26 protein-coding genes and 1 tRNA gene are annotated in these 26,003 nt (G+C 35.7%); 13 read left to right on the forward strand and 14 right to left on the reverse strand.

The features are described 5' to 3' along the window. Nucleotides 1-174: 174 nt before the first annotated feature. Genes AT685_RS00870 through dnaX form a run of 6 tightly spaced genes read right to left on the reverse strand, consistent with a single transcriptional unit; the run spans nucleotide 175 to nucleotide 4,379 of the window. Complete coding sequence (locus AT685_RS00870; RefSeq protein WP_072150099.1) at nucleotides 175-561, reverse strand: methylglyoxal synthase; 387 nt, start codon at nucleotides 559-561, stop codon at nucleotides 175-177. Continuing rightward, complete coding sequence (locus AT685_RS00875) at nucleotides 527-919, reverse strand: hypothetical protein (protein ID WP_072151163.1); 393 nt, start codon at nucleotides 917-919, stop codon at nucleotides 527-529. The genes AT685_RS00870 and AT685_RS00875 overlap by 35 nt, the downstream gene beginning before the upstream one ends. Then, complete coding sequence (gene bshB1, locus AT685_RS00880; RefSeq protein ID WP_072150101.1) at nucleotides 894-1,637, reverse strand: bacillithiol biosynthesis deacetylase BshB1; 744 nt, start codon at nucleotides 1,635-1,637, stop codon at nucleotides 894-896. Before bshB1 ends, AT685_RS00875 begins: the two co-directional genes overlap by 26 nt. 19 nt (nucleotides 1,638-1,656) lie before the next feature. Continuing rightward, nucleotides 1,657-2,313, reverse strand: coding sequence for a PorV/PorQ family protein (locus tag AT685_RS00885; protein WP_072151164.1), 657 nt, complete (start codon nucleotides 2,311-2,313; stop codon nucleotides 1,657-1,659). After that, nucleotides 2,294-2,653 carry a UPF0164 family protein gene (locus AT685_RS00890; RefSeq protein ID WP_143713059.1) on the reverse strand — a complete coding sequence of 120 codons (360 nt, stop codon included), beginning with the start codon at nucleotides 2,651-2,653 and terminating at the stop codon, nucleotides 2,294-2,296. Before AT685_RS00890 ends, AT685_RS00885 begins: the two co-directional genes overlap by 20 nt. Further along, a complete protein-coding gene (gene dnaX / locus AT685_RS00895; protein ID WP_072151166.1) occupies nucleotides 2,634-4,379 on the reverse strand; it encodes a DNA polymerase III subunit gamma/tau in 1,746 nt (581 codons plus the stop codon). Before dnaX ends, AT685_RS00890 begins: the two co-directional genes overlap by 20 nt. 137 nt (nucleotides 4,380-4,516) lie before the next feature. Between dnaX and AT685_RS00900 the strand changes: the two genes are divergently transcribed. Continuing rightward, nucleotides 4,517-5,350 (forward strand): hypothetical protein, encoded by an 834-nt coding sequence (locus tag AT685_RS00900; protein WP_072151167.1) that lies wholly within the window; start codon nucleotides 4,517-4,519, stop codon nucleotides 5,348-5,350. Nucleotides 5,351-5,354: 4 nt separating this feature from the next. Here AT685_RS00900 and AT685_RS00905 read toward each other — a convergent pair whose 3' ends face one another. Together AT685_RS00905 and AT685_RS00910 are read right to left on the reverse strand one after the other, a co-directional pair. Beyond that, nucleotides 5,355-6,119: a glycerophosphodiester phosphodiesterase gene (locus AT685_RS00905; RefSeq protein WP_081040510.1), complete on the reverse strand. Its 765-nt coding sequence runs from the start codon at nucleotides 6,117-6,119 to the stop codon at nucleotides 5,355-5,357. Next, nucleotides 6,116-7,291 (reverse strand): class I SAM-dependent rRNA methyltransferase, encoded by a 1,176-nt coding sequence (locus AT685_RS00910; protein ID WP_072151168.1) that lies wholly within the window; start codon nucleotides 7,289-7,291, stop codon nucleotides 6,116-6,118. Before AT685_RS00910 ends, AT685_RS00905 begins: the two co-directional genes overlap by 4 nt. Nucleotides 7,292-7,345: 54 nt before the next feature. Here AT685_RS00910 and AT685_RS00915 point away from each other — a divergent pair. Continuing rightward, nucleotides 7,346-7,419 (forward strand) — tRNA-Pro (locus AT685_RS00915). Between the two features lie 6 nt (nucleotides 7,420-7,425). Here the strand turns inward: AT685_RS00915 and AT685_RS00920 are convergent. Both AT685_RS00920 and AT685_RS00925 read right to left on the reverse strand, forming a co-directional pair. Further along, nucleotides 7,426-7,833 carry a DoxX family protein gene (locus AT685_RS00920; protein WP_072151169.1) on the reverse strand — a complete coding sequence of 136 codons (408 nt, stop codon included), beginning with the start codon at nucleotides 7,831-7,833 and terminating at the stop codon, nucleotides 7,426-7,428. 36 nt (nucleotides 7,834-7,869) lie between these two features. After that, entirely contained in the window at nucleotides 7,870-10,212 is a 2,343-nt protein-coding gene (locus AT685_RS00925; RefSeq protein WP_072151170.1) for a GH36-type glycosyl hydrolase domain-containing protein, read from the reverse strand. A gap of 185 nt (nucleotides 10,213-10,397) precedes the next feature. On the opposite strand from AT685_RS00925, the gene AT685_RS00930 reads away from it, so the two are divergent. The 5 genes from AT685_RS00930 (at nucleotide 10,398) to AT685_RS00950 (ending at nucleotide 16,970) form a co-directional block, all read left to right on the forward strand. Then, the gene (locus AT685_RS00930) at nucleotides 10,398-14,051 is read left to right on the forward strand and encodes a PAS domain S-box protein (RefSeq protein ID WP_072151171.1); all 3,654 of its coding nucleotides are present in this window, start codon (nucleotides 10,398-10,400) and stop codon (nucleotides 14,049-14,051) included. A gap of 8 nt (nucleotides 14,052-14,059) precedes the next feature. Next, complete coding sequence (locus AT685_RS00935; RefSeq protein WP_072151172.1) at nucleotides 14,060-14,458, forward strand: response regulator; 399 nt, start codon at nucleotides 14,060-14,062, stop codon at nucleotides 14,456-14,458. Then, entirely contained in the window at nucleotides 14,451-15,119 is a 669-nt protein-coding gene (locus tag AT685_RS00940) for a response regulator (protein ID WP_072151173.1), read from the forward strand. Before AT685_RS00935 ends, AT685_RS00940 begins: the two co-directional genes overlap by 8 nt. A gap of 160 nt (nucleotides 15,120-15,279) precedes the next feature. After that, nucleotides 15,280-15,672: a hypothetical protein gene (locus AT685_RS00945; protein ID WP_072212827.1), complete on the forward strand. Its 393-nt coding sequence runs from the start codon at nucleotides 15,280-15,282 to the stop codon at nucleotides 15,670-15,672. After that, a complete protein-coding gene (locus AT685_RS00950; RefSeq protein ID WP_072151175.1) occupies nucleotides 15,669-16,970 on the forward strand; it encodes a sensor histidine kinase in 1,302 nt (433 codons plus the stop codon). The genes AT685_RS00945 and AT685_RS00950 overlap by 4 nt, the downstream gene beginning before the upstream one ends. Nucleotides 16,971-17,028: 58 nt before the next feature. Here the strand turns inward: AT685_RS00950 and AT685_RS00955 are convergent, their stop codons facing one another. Genes AT685_RS00955 through AT685_RS00970 form a run of 4 tightly spaced genes read right to left on the reverse strand, consistent with a single transcriptional unit; the run spans nucleotide 17,029 to nucleotide 21,359 of the window. Continuing rightward, nucleotides 17,029-17,889, reverse strand: coding sequence for a homocysteine S-methyltransferase family protein (locus tag AT685_RS00955; protein WP_072150711.1), 861 nt, complete (start codon nucleotides 17,887-17,889; stop codon nucleotides 17,029-17,031). Beyond that, nucleotides 17,874-19,010, reverse strand: a complete 1,137-nt coding sequence (locus tag AT685_RS00960; protein ID WP_072151176.1) for a glycerate kinase — start codon at nucleotides 19,008-19,010, stop codon at nucleotides 17,874-17,876. The genes AT685_RS00955 and AT685_RS00960 overlap by 16 nt, the downstream gene beginning before the upstream one ends. Continuing rightward, nucleotides 19,007-20,008, reverse strand: coding sequence for a 4-hydroxythreonine-4-phosphate dehydrogenase PdxA (pdxA, locus tag AT685_RS00965; protein WP_072151177.1), 1,002 nt, complete (start codon nucleotides 20,006-20,008; stop codon nucleotides 19,007-19,009). Before pdxA ends, AT685_RS00960 begins: the two co-directional genes overlap by 4 nt. Further along, entirely contained in the window at nucleotides 19,998-21,359 is a 1,362-nt protein-coding gene (locus tag AT685_RS00970) for a GWxTD domain-containing protein (protein ID WP_072151178.1), read from the reverse strand. Before AT685_RS00970 ends, pdxA begins: the two co-directional genes overlap by 11 nt. Nucleotides 21,360-21,530: 171 nt before the next feature. On the opposite strand from AT685_RS00970, the gene ygfZ reads away from it, so the two are divergent. From ygfZ to AT685_RS01000, 6 genes are all read left to right on the forward strand, one after another. Further along, the gene (ygfZ, locus tag AT685_RS00975; RefSeq protein ID WP_072151179.1) at nucleotides 21,531-22,640 is read left to right on the forward strand and encodes a CAF17-like 4Fe-4S cluster assembly/insertion protein YgfZ; all 1,110 of its coding nucleotides are present in this window, start codon (nucleotides 21,531-21,533) and stop codon (nucleotides 22,638-22,640) included. Between the two features lie 19 nt (nucleotides 22,641-22,659). Then, nucleotides 22,660-23,139, forward strand: a complete 480-nt coding sequence (locus AT685_RS00980) for a GAF domain-containing protein (protein ID WP_072151180.1) — start codon at nucleotides 22,660-22,662, stop codon at nucleotides 23,137-23,139. Between the two features lie 14 nt (nucleotides 23,140-23,153). Further along, on the forward strand, nucleotides 23,154-23,885 hold the full coding sequence (locus AT685_RS00985; protein WP_081040512.1) for an SDR family NAD(P)-dependent oxidoreductase: 732 nt from the start codon (nucleotides 23,154-23,156) through the stop codon (nucleotides 23,883-23,885). Nucleotides 23,886-23,896: 11 nt separating this feature from the next. Continuing rightward, nucleotides 23,897-24,778 carry an LOG family protein gene (locus AT685_RS00990; protein ID WP_234696210.1) on the forward strand — a complete coding sequence of 294 codons (882 nt, stop codon included), beginning with the start codon at nucleotides 23,897-23,899 and terminating at the stop codon, nucleotides 24,776-24,778. Next, nucleotides 24,775-25,635 carry a SirB1 family protein gene (locus tag AT685_RS00995; RefSeq protein ID WP_072151183.1) on the forward strand — a complete coding sequence of 287 codons (861 nt, stop codon included), beginning with the start codon at nucleotides 24,775-24,777 and terminating at the stop codon, nucleotides 25,633-25,635. Before AT685_RS00990 ends, AT685_RS00995 begins: the two co-directional genes overlap by 4 nt. After that, nucleotides 25,610-26,003: cob(I)yrinic acid a,c-diamide adenosyltransferase (locus tag AT685_RS01000; RefSeq protein ID WP_072151184.1), on the forward strand; the 394-nt coding region annotated here is incomplete at its 3' end. The genes AT685_RS00995 and AT685_RS01000, both read left to right, overlap by 26 nt.

Raw genomic sequence — 26,003 nt, forward strand, 5'->3', positions numbered from 1 at the left:
ATTTTCAACAACGCAAGGTCCAGCTATTACAACAATTGGATTGCCTCCACCGATTTTTATATTTCCAACTTCAACTATTTTCGTCATAATTTTTGCCACGTTTTTTATCAAAATTAAAAAAGGCGTCTTTTAAATCAAAATGGAATGAGGGGAGATCAAAGTTGGGGAAATTCCTCAATCAAAGTCCATTTCCGAAATTGCATTGATAATTATTTCTGCGGTTGAAAGATTTGTTGCAAGTGGAACATTATAAACATCACAAACCCTCATCAAAGTTTTAATATCTGGATCATGTGGATGTGGTTCAAGCGGGTCGTGAAGAAATATAACCACATCACACTTGCCCTTGACCACGAGCGCAGCAATTTCAACATCACCCCCATATGGACCTGAATGGTAAGCTTTGACTTTTAAACCTGTTTTTTCTTTTACAAGTTTAGCTGTTGTTCCTGTTCCAATAAGATTAAATTTTTCAAGTTTTTTCCTGTTTTGCGTTGCGAATGCAACCATGTCAGCTTTTTTTCTATCATGAGCTATAAGGGCTATCGTTTTGCGTTTCATTTGTTTGTTTATCTTTCTTTTTTAGAAAAATAAACCAAACTGGTGATTCTGCCAATGTTGCTATGACAATGGTCAATGTATCATGAATTGCTTTTAATTTTGATGTGAGTTGTTTCCCGATGAAAAAAATTTGAGCTATGAAACCACCAATTTGTAATGAAACAAAAAAAAGCACAAGTAGAAAAAGCAAAATGAGGAAAGTTGATTTAATTCCATGCTTTTTGTTTTGCCTGTATCCTAGCACTGAAAAAACAGCAATATGAGCGATGTAAAAAATTACATTTACAAGACCGAGAATCTCTTCAGTTTTCAAGTTTTTTTTAATTTTTTGTTTAACTTCGTTCGGGTAGAATGACATCGTCTATGCCATTTAACCCAATTGGGCTCAGCGTTAAAAAAGGCTCACCGTATTTTCTTCCTATCATTTCGCCAAAAAAACGAGCTCTGGCTATTAGATATTCTTTAAAATCTGGGGTACTTAACAGTGTCTCTTTATCGTTAAATTTTACAGACGGATTAAAAAATTGGGATTTATAGCATTCAATAACTTTAATCTTTTTATCAAACACATCGGATATATCTATGATGAGGTTCGGGGTAAACTGCTGATAGAAATATTGGACATAAAAGAAAATTTTTTTGGGGCGAAACGGTTCTTGAGATTTACCATTGAGTTTTGTCTTCAACTTGGCAAGCCCGGAAAGATACCAAGCCTCGCGGACAAGTTTGCTTGTATTTTCGTGGTCTGGATGTCTTTCAACCCAATAGGGGGCAAAAATTATATCGGGTTTATACTTTCTAATGATTTTTATCAACTCAATTTTATTTTTTTGTGTGACCTCTATCCCTCCGTCGGGTAATTCAAGGTTTTCTCGCACTTTCACCCCCATGAGTGATGCGGCTTCTTTCGCCTCTTCTTCCCTTATTTTTTCATTGCCTCGTGTTCCAAGTTCACCACGGGTAAGATCAAGTATTCCTACTGGATAACCCTTATGAGTTAGCTTTATTATTGTCCCGCTACAACTTAATTCTATATCATCTGGATGAGCTGCTATCGCAAGGGCATATAACTTCATAGTCAAAATTTTCGCTTGTTTAGTTAAGAGAAAATTTTAAAGAAATTCTGTGAGTATTCCCAAGCTCGGAGTTAAACTTTGCAAATGAATAATCAACATCAAGGCGATTTAATTTTAATCCAGCTCCAAGGGTTAATTCTTTATTTTCGGTAAAACCAGATCTTATGGAAATTTTTTCTATAAATGTATATTCACCGCCTAAATTTAGGTCTAAACTCACGAAGTCAGTCCCAAGCATAGAAGTTTTATTTCTTCCCTCAAATCTCGTTATCAAATCAACAGATGGTATAAATTTCCCCCATAAAATTTCAAATTCTCGGCTTATCCCGGCAATAATTGAAGGGGTCACTAATTCATTTCTTCCTGTATCCCAAGCGATAAGGGTTGAGGTTGCGTCTTTTAGAATTGCTCCAATTGTGAATCTTGAAAATTTATATTTTACCCCAATATCAAATCCAATTCCAATTCCCGAATTTTCCCCAATTTTTCTGTAAATAAACTTTACATTTCCACCAAATGAAAATTTTTCATTAATGCTTCTCGCAAACGATGTTATCATGATCCAGTCAGAGGATGAGATGAAAGAAATTTTCTCAGGGTCAAGTCTATCTATATCTGGGTCAAAAATTCCGTTTCCATTATTATCAAGGAATGCGTTATTTGTATGGGATATCATCAACACCGACGCGGATAATAGAGAAGGCAAGGGAGAAAAGGCTCACGGGTTTTAACGCAAGTCCGATGTAATCGTAGTTCACAATTCCAGCGAATCTTTCATCGTGCATCAAAATTAGATGTGTATTTGATAATTCAGCAAGACCTGCGGGATTCCAATATCCAGCTGTTACATCGTTTGCCACGCTTGTGAAAGCCCCTCCCATTCCAAGCGCTCTTGCGCCAACCCCAATTGATAAAAATTCCCCGGCATATTTTGCAAATTTAAAATTGTTTGGAAATGCTGGAGAAATAAGAAAAACTAAAACAATTGGAACTAAACTAATCAATCGGTCTTGCACCAAGGTTTTCAATAAGCGCTTTAACAAACGGGGATTCATTTATGAGTTTTTTTAATTTTAAATCGGGGCTGTATTGAAAAATTTCTTCTTTCAATTTTTCAACATCACATATTGAAGTGTCTATTTCAATATCAATGTTGCAGATCTCCTTGAGCTTGGCTTTCAAAAAAGGTCTATTTTTCTTTATCCAATCAAGATGTAAATCATTAGCGGTTCCGATGTTGAGTTTATTCTCCTTTATTTCAAGTGGATATGATAATCTAAGAGCGGTGGATAAGTTTAAGTTATAGTTCTGTGCCTTATTTACAATTTCATCCCATCTTTCACGGACGAGATTCAAAATTTTTTCGGGGTTGTCAATTTTTTGTTCCGAGTCTTGATGTGGTTTTATTTCATATTTTGCAAGAGGATCTTTGAATAAGGCGTTAATTTTTTCAATGTCATCATGTTGAAGCGATGATACTTCGGATTTTGATGAAGGTTTGGGTTTAGTGCTTTTTTCAGTTATGATGGTTGAGTTTTCAGTTTCATTTCCCCCTTTTGGGGGATGATTAAAATTTTCGGTGTCAACATCTCCTGATGAATTAAGAGATTTTTCAATTTTTTCAAGCTTTGAGAGCAATTCTTGAATTTTTATCGTGCTGTCAAGCGATGCAAGTTGTGTTATGACCATTTCAAGTTTTAATCTTGGCTGTGGTGCCCACTTTATTGAGATTTCGGCATCATTGACGATTTTCAACATCCTTATGATGTCTGATTCGTTGAAATTTTTCGCTTCATTTATATAGCGAGTTTTGTAATATTCCGTTGCTTCAATTAGCTCTGCTGATTTTGTCGTTATGGCGACAAGTAAATTTCTCAAATGTTCAGATAGACCGCTCAAAAAATCTTGAAAATCATAACCGAGTTTGACTATCTCATCAACGATTTCAAGCCCTGCTTTTATGTTTTTTTCTTTAACTACATCTGTGACTCTGAAGAAAATCTCTTGATCAATTATGTTAAGTGCTTTAATCACATCATCAAATTTTATCTTTTCACCGCAGAATGAAACAATTTGATCAAAGATACTCATCGCATCTCGTAGTGAGCCATTAGCTTTTTTAGCTATCGTGAAGAGAGAATCATCATCAATTTGAATTTTATCCTGTTGTGCTATTAGTTTCAATCTTTCAATAATCTTTTGTATTTCAATCCTTCTAAAGTCAAACCTTTGGCATCTTGATAAGATAGTTGATGGGACTCTATGCGGTTCAGTCGTTGCGAAAATAAATAATATATGTGGGGGTGGTTCTTCAAGTGTTTTCAGCAGGGCATTGAAAGCTTCTTTCGTGAGCATGTGAACTTCGTCAATGATATAAACTTTATACTTTGCCTTGGTCGGTGTGTATCTTACGGATTCTCTCAAGTCTCTGACCTCGTCAATTCCTCTGTTTGAGGCGCCGTCAATTTCAAGGACATCAATGCTTCTTCCGTTTGAAATCTCAACACACATCTCACATTCATTACATGGTTCGTAGTTTTGAGGATTCAGGCAATTTATTGCTTTAGCGAGGATTCTTGCAACCGTTGTTTTCCCAACGCCCCGTGGTCCGGCAAAGATATAAGCATGGGCAACCCTTCCAAGTCTGAGCGAGTTTAAAAGCGTTGCGGTTACATGTTCCTGACCCACAACCTCACTAAATCTTGAAGGTCGCCATTTCCTTGCGGTCACAAGATAGCTCATGATTTGACTTCCTTTATTTATTTTGAAGGCAATTTAATAAAAATTAAAAAAATGAGCAATTTTGGGGTTGGAATTTGATTTTTTCCTCGTTTATGTTAAATTAACAATGGATTAAAAATAAAATAGGGGCTTATGAAATGAAAGCCGTTTTGACATTTGTGCTTTTTTCATTTTTCTCCCAATTCTTGTTTTCACAAGAAATTTTGTTAAGATTTCAACCTGGAAAAGGGGAAAATTTCGTCTATTCACTTTTAAGTGAAGGAACTATGACGCAATCAGTGATGGGAATGGAGCAAGTTGTAAATTCAAAAACTGAGGTGAGATATTCATATTTCATCCAAAATGTTTCAAAAGATGGTGAAGTTGAAATTTTAATTTCGGTTGACACAATCAAAACAAATGTCAAGAGCCAAAATCCACCACTTGATACAACTTTCGTTATCCCTTCTGGATTTAAGTTTAAGCAGGTTCTTAATAAGTTCGGGAAGGGAATAAGTTTTGAAATTCTTGAAATGAAAGAATTACCATTGCCCGGTGGCGCTGACAGGAGAATTGATAGGCGCTCTTATTCGCATAATATTGTTTTTCCGGAGGGTAAAATAAAACCCGGGGATAGTTGGGATTTCTCAAGTATTGATACGACTTCTGGAAGAGAGGGAACAACAGTTGTGAAAACGAAGGGTAAATACACCTATGACGGGATTGAAACTGTGAATCAGATAAAGTGTGCAAGGTTAAAATTGGACGCAAACTTTTCAATATCAGGGCAGGGAACAATACAAGGGATGAATTATGGGCTTGAGGGGGAAGGAAAAATTGTTGGTGCACATTGGGTTGACCTTGAAACTGGTCTCGTTGTTCGTTCTGACACAAATACCGAAATTGAAATGGCAATCGGGATAGCTGGGCAATATGAAATGACCATGCCGATGAGCCAAAAGATGAAAACTGTTGTTAACTTGATAAGGTGATTTTTTAAATTTCGTTCAGAATACGCCTTGCAAGCCGAACATTGTCGGTTATTATCCCATCAACCCCGATATCTATCATTTTTCTTATGTCATCGGGTTTGTTTACGGTGTAAACAATAATTTTGAATCCAGCGTCGTGTATTTTTTTTACGAGTTTTGGAGTTGTGAATTTAAAATTATGTATCAATGCAATGGCACCAAGCTTTTCAAGTGTTTTAGCTGGGTTAAAATAAACTGGGTAATGATATAAGAAAGCGGTTGGTAATTCATCTGTTAATTTTTTTATTTTTTTCAAAATTCGTGGGTCAAACGAGCTAATTAAAACTTTTTTATCATATTCGTTCTCAAAAACAACGGCAAGAACTCTTTCGGTGAGTTTATCTTTTTCGGTTGAACTTTTTATTTCAATGTTAATTGGTATCTTCCCATTTACAAATTTTAAAACTTCTTCAAGCGTAGGTATTTTTTCGCCTTTATATTTTGGGTGAAACCAGCTTCCTGCATCAAGATCTCTTAAGAGCCATAGATAAAAATTTTTCACTTTTCCAGTTCCATTTGTCGTTCTATCAACTTTTGCGTCGTGGATTACAACAGGTGTTCCGTCTTTTGTGAGGCGAACATCAAGTTCAATCATATCTGCTTTTGAACGAATTGCATATTTGAAAGCGGAGATGGTATTTTCCGGGGCAATCGCGGAAAATCCACGATGAGCAATTAAAAGAGGGGAGCTTGATTTGAAAAAACTTTCAAAAATTTCCATCGTTTTCATTTCAAGACCTCAAGAAAAATTGTTTTCAGGTATAAAGTTTCTGGCATTTGAAGGATCCACGGATGATCTCCAGGTTGAAATGTTATATCAATTACTCTTAATCTTTTCCCAGCGTCGTTGCTTGCAAATCGTATTGCCTCTTGAAGTATATCAAGTGAAATGTGATAAGCGCAGGATGAAACCATGATTTTTCCGCCCGTTTCAAGCATTTTAAGAGCGTTTAAAATTAATTTGTGAAAAGCCCATTTGACGCTTTCCGCACCCTTTTTAGTTTTTGTCATCGCTGGTGGGTCAATGATAATGAAGTTAAATTTTTCCCCGGAGTTTGCCATTGATTCTATTGTTTCAAAGGCATCAGCTGTTAAAAAAGTTACTTTATCGCTTAATTTATTTATCTTTGCATTTTCCCTTGCAAGATCGGTTGCGCTTCTATCCGAATCAACGCCGATCACGGTCGCACCTGCACTTGCGCAATAAATGCTGAAAGCACCGGAATAGCAAAATAGGTCAAGAACTCTATCACCTTTTTTTATCATCTCACTAACTTTTTTCCTGTTATCCCGCTGATCAAGATAAAAACCTGTTTTCTGTCCATGATGTAAATCAACGATGAATTTCAATCTGTTCTCTTCAATTTCAACATATCTTGGAACATGTCCATAGAGTTCGCCAGAAGTAGTTTCAAGCCCCTCTTCTTTTCTTGATTCCATATCGCTTCGTTCGTAGATTCCAGAGACTTTCAAAATATCTGTCAATATCGTGACTATTTCATGTTTAAAATTTTCTATTCCAGCTGTTCTTGTTTGAAGGGCGAGGTAATTATCAAACTTATCAACGATAAGCCCGGGAATTTCATCAGCTTCTGCGTGGATTAAGCGAAGTGCGTTTGATTTTATTTTTAACCTTTTTCTTCGTTCAATCGCTTCTTTTATCCTTTTTTTGAAGAAGTTCGCATTTATTTTTTCGTCATCCCGTGTGAGAATTCGTGCAATGATGTGAGATTTCGGGTTGAAAAATGCTTTTCCAAGGAATTCACCATTTGAACTTTTCACATCAATTATTTGAACAGGTTCGTTTTTAAGCTCTTCAAAATTTTCAATCTCGTCTTTAAAAATCCAGAGGTAAAAATTTTTGATTTTTTTCTCTTTTCCTTTTTTTAGTCTTATTTCCATTTTTTTCAAATTTGATTTTTCAGGGTTGATTTAATATATTTGTATTTGAAATTTCGGGGCGTAGCGCAGATGGTTAGCGCGCTTGCCTTGGGAGCAAGAGGTCCCCGGTTCGAGTCCGGGCGCCCCGACACTTTTTATTTTTTCTTTATTAAACCATCAATTGATATTCCTTCGCCTCCTTTGAAAACAAAAACAAGCGCAATTAAAAAATATAAACCAGCGAGTTCAAACCTCATATCTGTGGTTAAATGTCTATAAATTGCAACACCCATCGTAATGGCAATGAAAATCGCTGAATATCTTGTGAATAGACCAACCGCAAGCAAAATACCACCAATGAATTCCGATATCGTAGCAGCTAAAGCGAACACAACAGGTGCAGGGAAGCCAATGTTCCTTACTGTATCCAAAAATTTCCATTCATTTCCCTGTATAAAATAATCAATTGCTGATCTGACTTTTCCAAGCCCGTGAAAATATGCAAGCATTAATCCAGAAACGAAGCGAAGTAGGAAAATTGCTATGTTTGAAGCTTTTAACATTGCGAGTTTCCCTTTTTGATTTTTAAGATAAAATTTTTAAAAGAAAATTTCAATCAGATGAATTTTCCCGCATCCGCATGGTGGCAAGGTGTTTTCACTTATTTTTTGTCCATCAAATTTTATATTAAATTCACCCGTTCTCTCAAATTTAAATTCATAAACACAATTTCTGAAAATTCTCTTAAGTAAAATCTTATCCCAGTTTGATGGAAAAACTGGTTTTGTTATACGAATCCCGTTGTAGTCTGGTTTAATTCCGCAGATACATTCGTAAAAAGCTTTAAACATCCATGTGGGTGAACTGGTAAGCCATGTAAATGATGCTTCTCCAAAGTGTGGAGAATCTTTACCACAAATATATTGTGGATAGACAAAGGGTTCAGCTTTATACCTTCTATCATTTAAAAATCTCAATGGTAAAAGTTTTGAATATATCTCAAACGCTTTATCCTTAAATTCACCTGTTAAAGTTGAAAAAGCCATCACAGCCCATGCGTTTGCGTGGATGAAAAAACTTGCGTTTTCTTTTTCACCGGCGACGAATCTCGTTATTATTCCAAGTTTCTCGTCAGGTTTTGTGTAGGCGGGGTCAAGCAAAAGAAAGCCATAAGTTGATTCAAGAAATTCTATTGCTGATTTCAGGCATTTTATCTTTCTCTCTTCATCACAAGCCTCACTTAAAACAGCCCAGACCTGTGGTTCAATGTAAATTTTCCCTTCCTTTGAAAAGTAGCTTCCGATTTTCTCGCCATCATCTGTGAATCCCCTTATGAACCAGCCAGTATTGTTAAGTTTTTTATATTCTTCGTAGCAATGTTTATTAAGTGAATCCAAAAGATTCTCCCGTTCAATTTCGTATTTTTCAACATCAATGTTTAGAAGTTTATTAAGTTTTATCCACTCATTTATGGTGTAAAGCAAAATCATGCTTGCGAGCGTTGATTCACCAATCCCGTTAATTCCAGCTAAATTTAAAGCGTCGTTCCAGTCCCCATCTCGTAAAAGCACAAGTCCATGTTTCCCACGTAGCCCCAGAACGAAATCTATTGCTCTTTTAAGATGTTCATAAACCGAACTTTCTTCATCTGAATTATAATAATTAAAATTCTGCCACAAGATTTCAAAGTCACCTGTCTCTTTAAGATACTCAAATGTCGTTATGCAAAGCCATAATGGGTCGTCGCTTTGATTTGAAGGGGTTGCGAAATTATCAATGGGGTTGAAATTATGGCATGTGTTTCCGTTTTTAAATTGAAATTTTAAAAGATATAAAAGTCGCTCTCTACATATATTTTGATTTAATGGTAAAATTCCAAGGATTGATTGAAGAGCATCTCTGAATCCAACCACATCAAAACCAGCCACATAATTACTTGCTGAATACCTGTGCCAGTGGAAACAAATCCAGTTTTGATATTTATTCCAGTGATTAACGAAAACATTTATATTTTCGTCTGGCGTTTGTATCTTAACACCTTTTTCAATTAATTCGTTTTTATAGAATAAAAGCATTTTTTTAAAATCATCTTTTGCAATTTCAATCTTTGCTTCTGGCTTTGTTCTTTCGTTCAAAATTCCCAATGAGATTAAAATTTCTTTTTCTTCATCGTCTTCAACTTCAATCTCATGTTGAAATGCGAAAACAGCTTCCCTTCCATTTGCTATTGATTCAAAGCACCATCCCTCTTTTACTGCTTGCGGTAGTTCAATTGTTCCATATCCAATAAAAGCTGATTTTAAAGAGTCAAAAGATTCAGGAGCTGGGTCGGAACTGAAGAAGGCAATTTTATCCCAGGATTTTTCCGATTTTCCAGTTGTTTTATCATTCCAAAGGGTTTTAGTGGCGTAGAGGGTTTTGTCTTTAACCCATGTTCTAACGAAAAGCTCATAAGCGTATGGATCAAGTATTGACGGTTGTAAATTACCAAGCGAAAGTTCAACGGCGGAGAAAATTTTTAATTTCTTTTTTCGTTTGGATTCATTTTTAATTTTTATGAGCCAGTATTCAAGGTCTTTATCAACCGGGACGAAATAAGTGAGCTCAGATGAAATTTGATTTTTAATTGTTTCAATTTTTAAATAGCCAATTCCAAAATTAACCTTCCAAGTGTCAAACTTGTAAATTAACGGTAAATTTAAACACCAGTTTTCATCTGTTTCCATGTCTTTTATATAAATGAAACGACCAAGTTGTGAATTCATCTTTGGAATCCATTTGATTATTGAGTTAAATGTTGGATGTTCATAAAAACTATGCCCTGTTCCATTGTAAAGGACAAGTGCGGTATATCTTCCGTTTGTAAGTATAACTGACCAGTTGGAAGGGGGGATTCCTTCAAGTGTTATCTCGGCGTTTTCAAAGTTTACGCTTGTTTTCATAATCAGTTGCAATTTTTTGTGAATATGTTTAAATTTTAATCGTGTTATAAGTTATTGAAAGAAAATCAAATTTTGAAAAATTAGCTAACGGTAAGATAAATTGTTTTTTGTTCTTACCTTGAACGGTAAAGCACTATGAGTGCTGGTTCAAACCTTTTTCAGTGGAAATAAAAAATTTTAAACTGATGGAATTAAAAATTGAGACAGAAGGTAGAGCAAGACCTTCAAAATTAGTCATAATCTTAATGTATGTTGTAATTTCTGTTTTAATTTCAAACCTTATAGTGTTTATTACCGAATGGGTTTATAGGGGAGCGGTGATAGATGCTTTTTATTTTGTCATTCCCACGGTCGTGGGTATATTCATTGGGGTTATATCTTCGTTTTTGAGGTTTTCGGTTGAGCAAAGAATTTTTGAAACCGAGAGATTTTGGAAAAGTCTTTTACAATCTTCGGTCAATGGGATAATATTAACTGATTTAACTGGAAAAATAAAGTATGCAAACAACTACGCGCTTAACTTTCACGGTTATACGCTTGATGAGATAAAAGAGTTTTATATTTTTGATCTCGTTGTTTCGGATTTTATTGAGGTTGTCCGTGAGTATATCAAGGATATAATTGAGGATAAAGGGGCAGAAGCTATTGAAGTTGGATTTTTGACAAAAGATGGGAGTGTGAGGTATGCAGAATTGGGTGGGCGATTGATAAGGTATAAAGCGATGGATTTAATTCAATTTATTGAAGTGGATACAACGGAAAAGAGAAAGTTTGAAGATGAGCTAATTGAAGCTGAGCGAAAATATAGACAGCTTTTTGAAAATGCGGTCATTGGGGTTTACAGATCAACTCCAGATGGGAAGATAATTGATGTTAATCCTGCGTTTGTTAAGATGTTTGGGGCGAAAGATAAATTTGAAATTTTACAAAAGAACGCTTCTGAATTTTATGTTAATCCAGAGGATAGAGAAAGGTTTATTCGTGCTCTTGAAATTTTAAGTGTTGTGTCAAATTTTGAAAACAGATTAAAACGCCTTGACGGAAAGGAGATATATGTTCGGGAGCATGTTAGGGCTGTTAGAGATTCAGTTGGGAATGTTCTTTATTATGAGGGTATGATAGACGACATAACCGAACAGAAAGTGGGAGAGGAAAAGCTCAGGGAATCGGAGGCGAAATATAGAACGCTTGTAGAAAGTTCCCTCGCTGGAACATATATTTTTCAAGATGGGAGATTTAAATTTGTAAGTGGTCAGCTTGCTTCAATTTTGGGTTTCAGTAGGGATGAGATAACGAACACAAGAGAGATTCTTAAATTTGTTCATCCAGAGGACAGGCGAAAAGTTCTTGATATGTTTGCCTCAAATTTGAGGGGAGAAGTTCCAGTGGCGAACTTTTCATTTAGGGTGTTTAAGAAAAATGGTGAGATTGCTTGGGTTGAAGTTCTTAACAATCTCATAACTTACGATGGCAAGCCTGCAATTCTCGGAACAATACTTGATATAACTGATAAAATTAAAGCTGAACAAAGAGAGCGAATTTTATCAAATCTTTTGCTCAATTTGAATGATGCAGTTGTCATAACCGATGAGCAGGGGAATATACTTGAGGTAAATGATGCCTTTTGTAAAATTACTGGCTATTCAAAAGAGGAAGCCATTGGTAAAAATCCAAGAATTTTAAAATCAGGGCTTCATGACGCAGAATTTTATAAAAATATGTGGGATTCAATTTTAACCAAAGGTTATTGGTCTGGCGAAATAATCAACAAAAAGAAAAACGGCGAGCTTTATTTTGCTTTTCTTTCAATTTCATCGGTTAAAGATGAGCTTCACGGTGTTACATACTATCTTGGAATTCAATCGGATATAACTGAGAAGAAGAAGATTGAAGAGCAGATAAGATACCAAGCGAATTTGCTTGAGAATGTGAATGATGCGATAATCGCAGCTGATTTGAATTTTAGAATAACATCATGGAACAAGGCAGCTGAAAAAATGTATGGATACGAAGCTGAAGAAGTTCTTGGTAAGGAGATAAGCGAGGTCATCCCAGTTGAAATTCCGAGTTTATCAAGAGAAGAAGTTAGAAAGATAATTCGGGAAAAGGGATTTTGGAGCGGTGAAGCGATACATTATAATAGGTGGGGTGAGAAAATTTATGTAAGCAGTTCAATTTCAATCCTGAAGGATTCAAGAGGTAATCCAATCGGGACAGTTGGGATAAATCGTGATATAACAGAGCAGAAAAAAGCGGAGGAAAAATTAAAATTATACGCAGAACAGCTTGAAATCGCCAATGCCCAACTCCAAGAGTTAAACAAGCTAAAAAGCGAGTTCCTTGCAAATACATCACATGAATTAAGGACCCCATTGAATTCAATTATTGGGTTTTTGAATTTGATAAAGGAGGGATTATATGAAAATCACGAGGAGATGATGAAATTTGTTGACAACGCTTTGATGAGCGCAAAACATCTTTTGAATATTATAAACGACATACTTGATATTGCAAAGATTGAAGCTGGAAAGCTTGAATTAAACATTGAAAATGTTGAAGTTTCGGAGCTTCTTTATGAGGTTTGGACATTGTCCCATGTTCAGGCAGAGCAGAAGAAACTTGATTATAAGTTTATTTATCCAGAGGAAAAGGTTTTCATAAAAGGTGATAGAAACAGGTTGAAACAGATTTTGTTAAATCTGATCGGGAATGCGATAAAATTCACGCATAAAGGCGGTATAACTGTAAAAGCGGAAATTTTTGAAGATAAAGGTTTTTGTAAATTTACTGTCTCAGATACAGGTATAGGTATAGCGAAGGAAAAACAGGCGAAGCTTTTTCAGAAGTTTGTTCAAGCTGATGGGACGACGACGAGAAAATATGGAGGCACAGGTCTTGGGCTTGCTATTACTAAAAGTTTAGTTGAATTGATGGGTGGAGTCATTGAGCTTTACAGTGAAGGGGAGGGGAAAGGGACAACTGTCACATTTACCATTCCGTTGTCTGAAGTTTCATATGGTCAGGAATTTGAAATTGAGCAGGGGAAAATTTATGGGGATTCAGGTTTGTTGGTTCTCGCTGTTGATGACGATTTAAAGTTTGCTGACTTTTTGAAGACATTCCTTGTTAAGAATTCGTTTAGGTTTATCTGGGCAAGTAATTCTGAAGATGGTTGGGCGTATATTTTGAAATTTAAGCCAGATATTTTGATACTTGATTATGCCATTCCAAGCAGGGCATCTGCGGAGATAAAAAATGGATTTGATCTTTTCTTAAAAGTTCGTGATACAGTTGAATTTAAAAACATACCGATTATAATTTTGACAGGGCATCCGCAGAAAGTTAGGGAGCTTTTAAAGCTTTCATTTGTTAATTTTCATCCAAGTGTTGTTGAAAAGCCTGTTGAGCCAAATTATCTTTTGAGTCTTTTAAAACAGTATGTGAAAGAAAAGGATGAGGTTAATATCTTACTTGCTGATGATGATGTCAGCGTTGAAATTTACCTTAAGAAAATATTGCCCGAAAAATACAAGATTGATTATGCAAAAAATGGTAGAGAAGCGATTGAAAAGATTAAATCAAAAAATTATGATATACTTTTGCTTGATCTTATGATGCCTGAGGTAAATGGTTATGATGTTATAAGGGAGTTGAGATTGAACAAACTTGCGCCTGAACTTCCCATACTTGTGATAACAAATTATCCAGAGCCAGCAACTGAGGAAGAGAGAGAATTACTATCAAAAAGCATGGGTATAATTGTTCTTGACAAAAGCGAGCTTAGCTCAAACCCCGATAGATTAATTGATTTAATAAATAGTCAAATCAAAATAAATTAAAGTAAAAGATGGCGCATATACTTGTTGTTGAAGATGATGCTTTAACGGCGCAGTTGTTTGAGGTGATTTTGAAGAGAAAAGGTGGATTTGAAGTTACAGTGACAGATGATGGGGGAAAGATAACTGAAATTCTTAACTCAGGTGAGGTTGATTTGATTATAATGGATGTCTCACTTTCCGGGACATTTGTGAATGGAATTCAGGTTGATGGATTGAAACTTTCAAGGATGATAAAAGAAAATGAAAAAACAGCAAGGATTCCAATTATACTTGCAACAGCACATGCAATGCGCGGGGATGCGGAAAGATTTCTTCAGGAAAGCAAGGCAGATGATTATATTTCAAAGCCAATCACAGACCATAATTTTTTAATTCAAAAAATCAGAGAGCATTTAAAAAGTGGATGAGGAAATAGGAAAGAAAGTAATAATCGTTGAGGATGATCAAAATTATGCTGAGATTTTAAAAAGAGTAATCATAAAAAATGGTTATCATGTGAAAATTGCTTATGATGGTGTTGATGGATTTAATCAAATGGTTGAATGGAAACCAGATGTCGCTATAGTTGATTGGATGATGCCTGGGATGTCAGGAATTGATCTTGTTAAAAAAATTAAAGAACATCAAGAGTTAAAATTTTGCTATGTTATAATGCTTACAGCAAGAATTGAAACGGAGGACAAAATAACTGGACTTGAAGCGGGTGCAGATGACTTTATAACTAAACCTGTTGATTTCGGCGAGCTTATTGCAAGAGTAAGGGTTGGGTTTAGAATAAAGGCACTTCAGACTGAGATAGCAGAACTTCAACATGAAGTCGCACTTCTTGAAATGGCAAGAACTTTGGGACATGAGATAAATAACCCGCTGAACATAATTTACCTTGCTCTTGAACTTATAAATCGCTCATTGAAAGAAAATGATGTTGAAAAAGTTAAGGAAAATTTAACCCGAATTTTTCAAGCTTCCGAGAGAATAAAAGACATTGTAAATAAACTCATTTCGCTTCGTAAACCCGCCTTCAAAACCTATGTTGATGGCAAACGAATGCTTGATCTTGATAAATAACCCTTTCAAAATTTCCATTTTATTTTGAAATTTTTACCAACCCTACCCATATAGAAGAGTAAAGATTCCATAAATCAATCAAATTTCAAGTTTTAAAAGATTGGCACAATAATTGATGTATTTTTAGATGTGAAGATTGTTTAATTAAAAAGTTTTTGATATGTCGGTCATTTGTAAAATCTTGGTTTATACAAACGATGCTAATTTCAGCGATAAAATGAAAAGAGTTTTTGGTTCTGAAGAGTATGTTTTGCGAGTTGTCGGGTTGTTTACCGAAGTTGTTGAGATATTGCATTTTGAACTGTATGATGTGCTTGTGATTGAGACGGAGTTTATGGGTGAGATGAACGGACTTTTAAAAATTGCGGATAATGTCCTGCTTGGCATACCGATTGTGGTCGCATGTGGTGAAAGTAAATTGAAAATTGTAGATGGGGAAAATTCAAGATTTTACTTTGTAAGTAAGTTCGCTGACCCAGAAGAATGGAAAAAAGTCATTCAGATGGCTGTAAGTGAAAATTATATTATAACGACAAAAGGAGCACAAACATGATTTCACTTGTGATTCAAAATATCATTTTTGCTGTTCTTGTCTGCGGTCTTGTGTTTATTATCAAAATTTTGGATGGAAAGATTTTAGGTTTGAAGTGGATCCTTGCAAGTGTGTTGTCTTTATGGCTTGCTGGAATTTCAAACATCTTCTTCAGTTTAGATTTAATTTCATTATCCTTGCTTTTAGGTGGAATTGCCTTGGGAATCTACGGATTAATTTTGGTTTCAAAGGAAAAGGAGAAGAATAAGAACAGAGTTATAAATTCAATTGAATCAGCGGTAGAATCAATAATTGAGAAAAGCACTGCTAAAGGGATTGCGGTTATTTATAATGGTGAAAGTGAAAATTCCAAATTTGTTTTTAAATACGGGAGTGAAGGTGAATGTTTAATGATGACAATTCCAATTGAGTTGGGTGATAATTCAACTTGTTATGTTGCTCTTTTTGGGGATAAGCCTTTTGTAAACTTTAGGCGGGAAGATTTTGAAAGCGAGATTTCCTTTTTGAAACTTTACATTGAAAACTTAAAATTGAACGAAAAAGTTAAATTCGTTGAAGATGAATCTGTTAAGGTTAAAAATTCAATTTACGAATTTGTGCATATTCTCGCTCATGAGCTTAAGAAGCCTTTGACGGGAATCATTGGTTTTTCAGAAATTTTAAGGGATGAGTTCAAGAATCTGTCAGATAAAGATATAATAGATTTCACCACAAATATAAAGAGATCCGCTGATGAAATGTTGATGATGTTAAAGTATTTAGCAGAGATAGTTGAGATTGAAACGGGGAAGGATAGTTTAAACCTTGAGAGGTTCAAAGCATCTGAAATTGTTGACGATGTGCTTGCTTATTTTTCTGGTGAGATTGGAAGGAAGAAATTAAGTTTAGTTTTAGATATTGATAGGGATTTTGAAATTGAGGCTGATAGAAAAAAATTTAGAGAGGTTGTTTATCAGCTTGTTTCAAACGCTGTGAAATTTTCATATGAAGGGGGGGTTATTAAAATTAGTTTGAAGAGTTTTGATGATTTGGTTGAACTTGTTGTGAAGGATGAGGGTATTGGCATTCGTCGTGAGGATATGCAGAAGATTTTTAAACCATTTCCAAGGATAAAGTCTCATTTGAATGGCACGGGTCTTGGGCTTGCTTTGGCAAAGTATTTGGTGGAACTTCACGGTGGCGAAATAAATGTTTCAAGTGAGTATGGCAAGGGAAGCGAGTTCAGGGTTATATTACCTTCAAAGCGGGGTGTTAATAAATTTAAAAATGGCGTTGTTGAAAATTGCGAAATGATATAAGAGTTTAAACCTCATGGCTACCTCCATAATAATAGCGTGGGCATAATGCCCACGCTTTTTATTTTTGTGCGGTTTCATCAACGATTTTTCTTATCACTTTTATATGTTCTGGTGTTGTCCCGCAGCATCCACCGATTATGTTTATCCCTATGTCAACAAGTTTCCTAACAAATTCAGGTATAGTTTCAGGGGTATCGGGGTAGATCAAATCATTGTTTATTTTTCTTGGGGTTCCAGCGGAGGGTTTTACAAGGACGGGAATTTCTTTTGTTATTGATTTAAAATTTTTGGCAATATCAACCATTTCTGCAAATCCATTTCCGCAGTTTGCGCCAATAATTTCTGCTCCAAGTTTTAGCATTTCTTTAACAGCGATTTTCAGGTCAACTCCAGCGTAAGTTTTAAATCCATTTTTAGTTTTATGAAAACTCATTGACAAAGCCAGGGGTAGTTTGGTTACATTCCTTGCAACTTCACACACTATTTTCATTTCTTCTATAAATATCATCGTCTCAATTAAAATTGCATTCACACCGCCATCTGCCAAACCACGAATTTGCTCAAAATAGTAATCAGCGAGTTTTTTAAATTCTTCATCTCCAGGTTTTAAACCTGATGGTCCAACGCTACCGAAGATCAATTTATTGGAGAGGTTGACTTTTCGGGCTAATTGTGCTGATGTTTTGTTGAGTTCGTATATGTTTATTTTGGTACTTTTTAACCTTGCTGGGTTTGCCCCGAATGAATTTGTTGTTATTATATCGGCTCCTGCGTTTGTGTAGTCAATGTGAAGTGATTCAACGAGTTGGGGGTTTGTAAAATTTAAAATCTCGGGAAATTTTTCATTTGAGCGTTTAAGAAGTTCAGTTCCAATTGCACCATCAGCTACAAGTGTCTTTGAAGTTAGTAATTCAAGCATAAGTTTTTTATCAAATTTGCAATTTGTGTTGAGGCATCAAATAAAATTCCCCTTGCATTTTTGATTGCATATGATTCCTTCATCCCGAGATGAGTCATACTTATTATTGATGCCAAGCCGAGGTTATATGCAAGTTCTCTTGAACTTCCCTCAATTTTTCCAGCGATGGCAATTACAGGAATATTTTGGGCTCTTTCTATTATTCCTTTGATTGCTTTTCCATACTTAACCTGGGAATCAATTTTGCCTTCGCCAGTTATTATAAGATTTGCGTTCTTTATTTTCTCGTTGAATGAAACAAGATCAAGGAAGATGTCAATTCCTCTTACGATCTTTGCATTGCAGAATGCAACAAGTCCTCCTGCGAGTCCTCCAGCTGCTCCAGCTCCTGGGAGATTTTCTATGTCTATTTTGTATTTTTCTTTCACGATAGATGCCAACTTTTTAAGTGCTTTGTCAAGTAGTGGTAAATCTGATTTTCGTGCGCCTTTTTGTGGTGCATATATAAATGAGGCGCCTTCTGGTCCACATAATGGATTTAGGACATCAACTGCGACTTTGAATTTAACTTTTTTAACTCGTTCATCCACTTCCGAGTCATCTATTTTTTCAAGTTTAAGAAGATTTATTCCGCCTTGCTTTATTTGTTTTCCATTTTTATCAAGGAATTTATAACCAAGTGCAGAAGCCATGCCCATTCCACCATCATTTGTGGCGCTTCCGCCAACGCCAATGATTATTTCATTTACATTGTGGTCAAGCGCTTTCTTTATCAGTTCTCCAACTCCGTAAGTTGTTGTTATTTTTGGATTTCGTTTCGCTTTGGGGACAAGTGTTAAGCCACTTGCAGATGCCATTTCAATTATTGCAATTTTATCCTTGATCAGGAATTTAGCTTTGACTTTTTGATTTGGAAGAGGACCTGAGACAATTGTTTCATAGATTTCTCCAGATATTGAGAAGTAAATTGCATCAACAAAGCCTTCGCCACCGTCTGAGATTGGGATTTTAACTATTTCGCAGTTTGGTAAAGTCGTTTCAAATGCCTTAGCGATTATCTGCGTTGCTTCAACTGATGTGAGGGAACCCTTGAATGAATCAGGAGCTATTACAATTTTCATTTCTGTGATTTTGCGCGATTTTTAAAAATTTGGGCTGAAAGAATTATTGCTGATTCCATACTTTTTTCATTTGCGATCAATTTCCCAGCGATGTCATACGCAGTCCCATGGTCTGGCGAGGTTCTTATTATGTTAAGACCTGCTGAAAAATTAACTGTTCTGTAAAAGTCAATAAGTTTTATCGGGATGAGACCTTGATCGTGATATAGGGATAAGACAGCGTCATAGTTTTTATATTTTCGCTTGCCGAAAAATCCATCTGCTGGAAATGGACCTTCAATTGTGATTTTTTCTTTGTTGAGCTGAGTTATAACGGGCTTGATTATATTTTGCTCTTCGTTCCCAATCAAGCCGTCTTCTCCAGCGTGAGGGTTTAAACCGAGGACTGCAATAGTTGGAGATTTTATAGCAAAGTCAAATCTTAACGAGTCAATTAAAATTTCAATTTTCTCACTTAGCAATTTTTCCGATAGGATTTTGCTCACCTTTGATATCGGGATATGGATTGTTGCAAGTCCAAGTTTGATCTGGTTATTTACAAACATCATTAGAAATCTTTTTGAATTGGAAAGTTTTGCGATCATCTCGGTTTGCCCAGGGTAGTTGAAGCCAGCAAGATCCAATGCTTTTTTTGATACAGGGGAGGTACAAATGGCATCAGCTTTTTTTTGAAGGCAAAGTTCAACAGCAAGGATTATTGACTCGCCTGCGATTTTTCCAGAAGTTTTGGTCGGTTTTCCGATGTTTATTTCAAAGTTTTCAAATTTTTTCATCGGCAGAACATTGATGACATCTTTTTCAGGTAGGAAATCATCTTCGTTTTCCATGATGTGAAATTTTAGATTTAAAAGTTCGCAATATGTTTTGATGATCTTCACCGGGGCTATGATGAAAGGTTGAGCTTTTGAGAGAACATTTTTTTTAATCATTGATTTCAGGGCAACCTCAGGACCTATTCCATTTATATCACCAGCTGTGATTGCGATTTTAGGGCGCATATTTTTCAACGGATATTAGTTTAAAAGAACCATACTGATCAACGAAGACAAATTTTCTTCTTATAGGCTCATAATACCATATTTCTTCAGTTGGTTTTCCAGGGGTATATTTTCTTTCAATTTTTGTTGGTTGACCGTAAAGTATGTAAATTTTCCCTCTATCTGTTCTTGCTCCATCTCGTTCTCTCATTGTTGCAAAGTTTATATAAGCATAGTCAACCCTTCTGTAGTATTCAGCCATTAGCTCGTTATAAATCGTATTAGGGGTTGGATCTCTTTGAGCCCAGAACTCTTTAAATTTTAGCAACCTCGCCTGCGGGGTTCCAAACCTTAACTTAGCCATTTCATCGGGCGTTGCAATATATTCAAGTATTTCAATTGCGTAATCAAGATTTTGAAGTGAGAATGGCATGTCAATCCATTCAACTGTGAATTTTTTTGTAAATGATTTTTGAATTTCCTTTCCTGTTGAATCCATAAATTTTGCAGAAAGTGAAATTTCATATTCACCAAGGTCAAGCGAATCACCACTAAACCGGATGAGAAGTGAGTAATATGTTTGAGGAAAGGATGGAATTAAAAGATATGTGAAAATTGTATCACCTGGATTTTCTTTAAAGAGAAATTTTTTATCATTTGTTATCTCATCGGATTTAATTGTTTCTTTTTTTATCTCTTTTTTTCTTCCAAATTCTGAAAAAAAGACCAGTGTATATTCAACTTCGGTGGGTTTATCGGTGAATTGAATGTAGGCGAAGAAGCCTTTCCCGAAGTTAACCCTGTTTCCGATGTTTGTCGGGATTAAGATAAGTGTATCTCCGTTTTCCTGGCTTTCTTGAATAATCGTCAAATCAGAGGTTTCAAAAGAATTTGGTTTGAAGGATTTTAAAGTTAAAACTCGCTCACGTTTTAATATCTGGTTTGATTGTTCATCTTCAAGTATAAGAATCAATCGGTAATTTCCAGGTGCCAGATCAAAGCGAAAATTTCCCTGTGTGTAAATATCTTTTGAATTGGTTTCTTCATAATTATCAGTTGCTCTATAACCTCTAAATATCTTTCTTGCTATTGATTTCCCATCTTTATCGGTGATTTCGGCGCTGACTGTAAAGTTTGCAACATAAGCGGGGGAATTCAATGGATTTTTTACGAAGGTTAGAAGATCGTTGGCAATTCTAAAATTTATATCAACTCTGCTTTTAGATGTATCTTCGCTTATTAGGTTTATGACCTCGTAAAAGAAAAGTTTCCCAGCTTCTCTTTCAATTGTTGAGAAGAATGGACGGAAGAAAGGAAGTTGTGCATATAGTGTTGATATTAAAAGCAAGGATAAAAAAAGCGTTTTTCTCATTTCAAATCTCCGAAATTTTTTCTCCGTTTAATTTAAACATATAAACGAGAAAATTCAATATATTTGACCTTGGGAAGTTGCAAGGGGTTTAAACTTTGGCGAATTCCTTGAAACTTGATAGTGTTTTAAAAAATTATTATCTTTTCAAAAAATTTAAACTTAAAAGGTTTTGTGAAGAGAACGCCACTTTATGAAACACATCTTGACCTCGGTGCTGAATTTGAATCTTATTCAGGCTGGGAATTGCCGAAGCATTATGTGAATGCGTTAGAAGAATATAAATCTGTTAAAACATCAAATGCGATAATTGACAGGACATATCTTGGGAAGTTACGCATATTTGGTAAAGATGCGCTTGATTTCATGAATAGAATATCAACAAATGATCTGAGAGGACTTTCTTCTGGAATGGGAGCTGGGACAGTTCTTACGGATGAAAAAGGTAAGATGATTGAATTTTTAACAATTTATGTTTTACGAGCCGAGGAAAATTATCAAGAAATTTTTGCGCTGTTGAGTTATGAAGCATTAGAGAAGGTTAAGAGCTGGTTTAGCAAGTTGATCATTATGGATGATGTGAAGTTTGAAGATGTAACCCATGAATATGCAATCATCTCTGTATATGGTTCTGGGGTTCATGAGGCGATTAAATCTGATTTTAAAGTTGACCACAAGCATTTCACAGATATATCAAAGATGGCGGTTTATAATTTTATTCGGGGTTTTATGTTTGAGAGTGAGATGATTTTGGCGAAGACGAACGAGTTTCTTGTGCCCGGGTATAATTTAATTTTAAAAAATGAGATTGCGGTTAAGGTTTGGAACTCTCTCTATGGGAAGGGTTTGACCCCTATAGGGAGAGAAATTCTTGAGGTGTTAAGAGTTGAATCAGGGGTTCCTGCCTACGGAAAAGAGATAACTCAGGATTACAATCCTCTTGAGGCTAATCTTAATAGGTATGTGAGTTTTACGAAAGGTTGTTACATCGGGCAGGAAGTTCTTTCAAGAATTGATTCTTATCAGAAGTTGCAAAGAAAACTTGTTGGTTTTGTTATTGAGAGGGAAAAAGGTAGAGGAAAGATTTATGAGGGTTCCCCAGTATGCGTCGGGGATGAAGAGGTTGGTAAATTGACAAGCGTTGTTTATTCCTATGGATTTCAAAGGCTCATAGCCCTTGGCTATGTTAAAATAAATTATGCTATTCAGGGGGAGAAAGTTGAAATTAAATGTAGTGATGAAAATCACCGGGCAACAATTATCATTCCCCCGTTTTCAATTTAAAACAAATTCTAAAATTTAGATGGAGCAGATAATAATAAAAGGTCAAACGAAGGAGGAAATATATTCAGAACTTATACCGCAGATAAAATCTTTAATTGAGGATGAATCGGATTTGATTGCAAACCTTGCAAATGTCACATCTGCACTTAAGCAAGCATTTCCATCTTTTTCATGGGTTGGGTTTTACCTTATGAGAGGAGATGAGCTTGTCCTTGGACCTTTTCAAGGGAAACTTGCTTGCACAAGGATAAAAATAGGCTCTGGGGTTTGTGGGACATCTGCCTTAAGAAAAGAAACAATTATTGTCCCCGATGTTGAGAAATTTCCAGGGCATATTTATTGTGATCCTGACTCAAAGTCAGAGATAGTTGTTCCTATAATTAAAAATGGCCAGGTTCTTGGGGTTCTTGATATTGACAGCTATGAATTAAATAATTTTGATGAGGTTGATAAAATTTATCTTGAAAAAGTTGTTGATTTGTTAGTTTCAAAATTTTAATTGGGTTATTGAAAATGGAGAAAAAGGTTGCGCTTATCACTGGTTCTGGAAGAAGATTGGGTAGACAGATCGCGATTGCGCTTGCTGAATCTGGTTTTGACATAGTTGTAAATTATAATCAATCAAAGCTTGAGGCGATGAAGACTTTAAAAAAGATAAAAGAAATTGGTAGGGAGGCGATAGCTGTAAAAGCGGATATCACAAAAAGTAGTCAAGTTAAAAGAATGGTTGAAAAAGCTATTGAAAGGTTTGGTCAGATAGATGTTCTTGTGAATAACGCTGCAATTTTCCCAAAGCCTGTTAAGTTTTGGGAAATAACAGATGAGTTATGGGATTATGTAATTGATACAAATTTAAAGGGGCAGTTTTTGTGCTCAAGAGAAGTTGTTAAGTTTATGCTTGAGAGGAAGAGGGGGAAAATAATTAACATTGCCTCGCTTGGTGGCTTGCAGGTTTGGACTGAACATATAGCTTATAATGTTGCAAAGGCTGGTTTGATAATGTTGACAAAGGCAATGGCAAAAGCACTTGCCCCATATATAACTGTTAATGCAATTGCACCTGGAACTATAATAATACCTGGTGAAGAATCCGGTGAGATAAAGCATATCCCTGAGCATAGGATTCCACTGAAAAGATATGGAAAGCCATCGGATATTACAGATATAGTTGTGTTTCTTGCAACGAAAGGGGATTACATAACAGGACAAGTTATTCCAGTTGATGGTGGAAGGTCAATTTTATAAAAAAAATTAGTATGAGGATGACTGGAGAAAAAATTGAGAAGGAGGAAAAAGCATTTAGTGCAAATAGGCAACCTGTAAAGGCATATAAAAATTTAAAGTTTTTAAACAGCCCTGATGCGAGAGCTCTTAGGATTCTTGCTGAATATCTTGAGCCGTTATCAAGATTTAGAAAGTATCAAGTTGTTGACACAGTTGTTTTCTTTGGTTCAGCGAGGACAAAGCCAATGAAGGAGGCAAAAGCGAAGTTGCGTGAAATTGAATCAAAGATAAAGGAATTGGAATCAAGGGGTAAGCCTGTGCCTCAGAGTATGCTTGATGAAAAGTCAAGAGCTGAAATTGATGTTTATATGTCAAGATATTATGAGGACGCCGTTGAACTTGCAAGGTTGATAACGGAGTGGTCGGCGTCTCTTGGTGAGGCAAATGGGCATCGCTTTGTCGTTTGTTCTGGAGGGGGTCCGGGTATAATGGAAGCTGCGAATAAGGGCGCATACAAGGCGAGAGGTTTAAGTATAGGACTTAACATAAGTTTACCATACGAGCAAAAACCAAACCAGTATATCACGGAAGAGCTTAATTTTGAATTTCATTATTTCTTTATGCGCAAGTTCTGGTTCATTTATCCAGCAAAGGCACTTGTTATATTCCCGGGTGGATATGGGACGCTTGATGAACTTTTTGAAGTCCTTACGCTTCTTCAGACAAGAAAAATTAAAAAGAAAATGCTCGTCTTAATTTATGGAAGTGAATATTGGAAAAAGATCGTTAATTTTGACGCTATGGTTGAGTATGGGGTGATTGACAAAGATGACTTGAAGCTTTTCAAGTTTGTTGATACACCAATTGAAGCATTTGAATATTTAAAAAATGAACTTACAAAACATTATCTGTGAGCCCCGAAAGATACATAATTTCGCTTGTCAAACTTCTTGATGATGAAGATGTTTTTGTTTCAAAGTCTGCTTATGAAAAACTTGTTGATTTAGGTGTTGAGGCGATCCCTGTGCTTTCAAAAATTAAGCATAATGTAAGCGAGAATGTAAAAAATTTGCTTGATGAAATCGTTGATACTTTAAAATATAAAAATTATACCAGTGAGGTTGTTTCGTATTTTATGGCTCGTGAAAAAGATATTGAGAGGGGGGCATATCTTGTTGCGAGATTTGCTTATCCAGATGTTAATTTTAGGAAGTACTCAGAGATGCTTGATTTAATGGCTTTTGAGTTGAAGAAAAGGATTTACATGGTTGAAAATTTGTATGACATCGTTGAGGTGGTGAATAGATTTTTCTTTGTTGAGAAAGGTTTCAGGGGAAATTTTGAAAATTATTATGAGCCAGATAACATTTTCATAAATCGTGTGATAGATAGACGATTGGGAATACCAATTACGCTTTCGTTGATTTACATCCTTGTGGGTAGAAGGGCGAATATCCCGGTTTATGGCGTTGGAATACCAGGGCATTTTGTTGTCAGATATGAATCAAACGGTTTTGAAATTTATGTTGACCCGTTTAACGGTGGTAAGATAATGGCGAGGTCAGATTGTGAAAAGTTAATTTCTCAACTTGGTTATTCTCAAAAGGATGAATACCTGAAGCGTGCAACGCCCGAGATGATTGTTAAGAGAATGTTTGGAAATCTTGCTCTTGCCTATAAAAATAACGGCTATATTGAAAATGCAGAAAAGTTAATAAAGATATTAAAACTAATTGAATCGCTAAATGAAAATTTACACGAGAACAGGTGATGACGGGACAACTTCTCTTTTCGCTGGTGGAAGGGTAAAGAAAGACAACGCCAGAGTTGAAGCTTATGGAACTGTTGATGAACTTAATTCAATTCTCGGGGTCATAAGGGCGGTGTCAAAAGATAATTTTATCAATGAAACGATAAAAGACATTCAAAATTTACTTTTTGTTTTAGGGTCTGATCTTGCAACGCCAATTGGGGTTGAAAGTATTAAGGTGAAAAGGATCACGAAAGATGATGTTGAAAAAATTGAGAGGTTGATTGACAAGGTAGACGAAAGTCTTGAACCGTTGCGCAGTTTTATACTTCCTGGTGGGACTTTTCTTGCTTCTTTTTTGCACCTTGCGAGGACTGTTTGCAGGCGTG

It is taken from the genome of Candidatus Kryptobacter tengchongensis (assembly GCF_001458555.1).
GTDB lineage: Bacteria > Bacteroidota > Ignavibacteria > Kryptoniales > Kryptoniaceae > Kryptonium > Kryptonium tengchongense.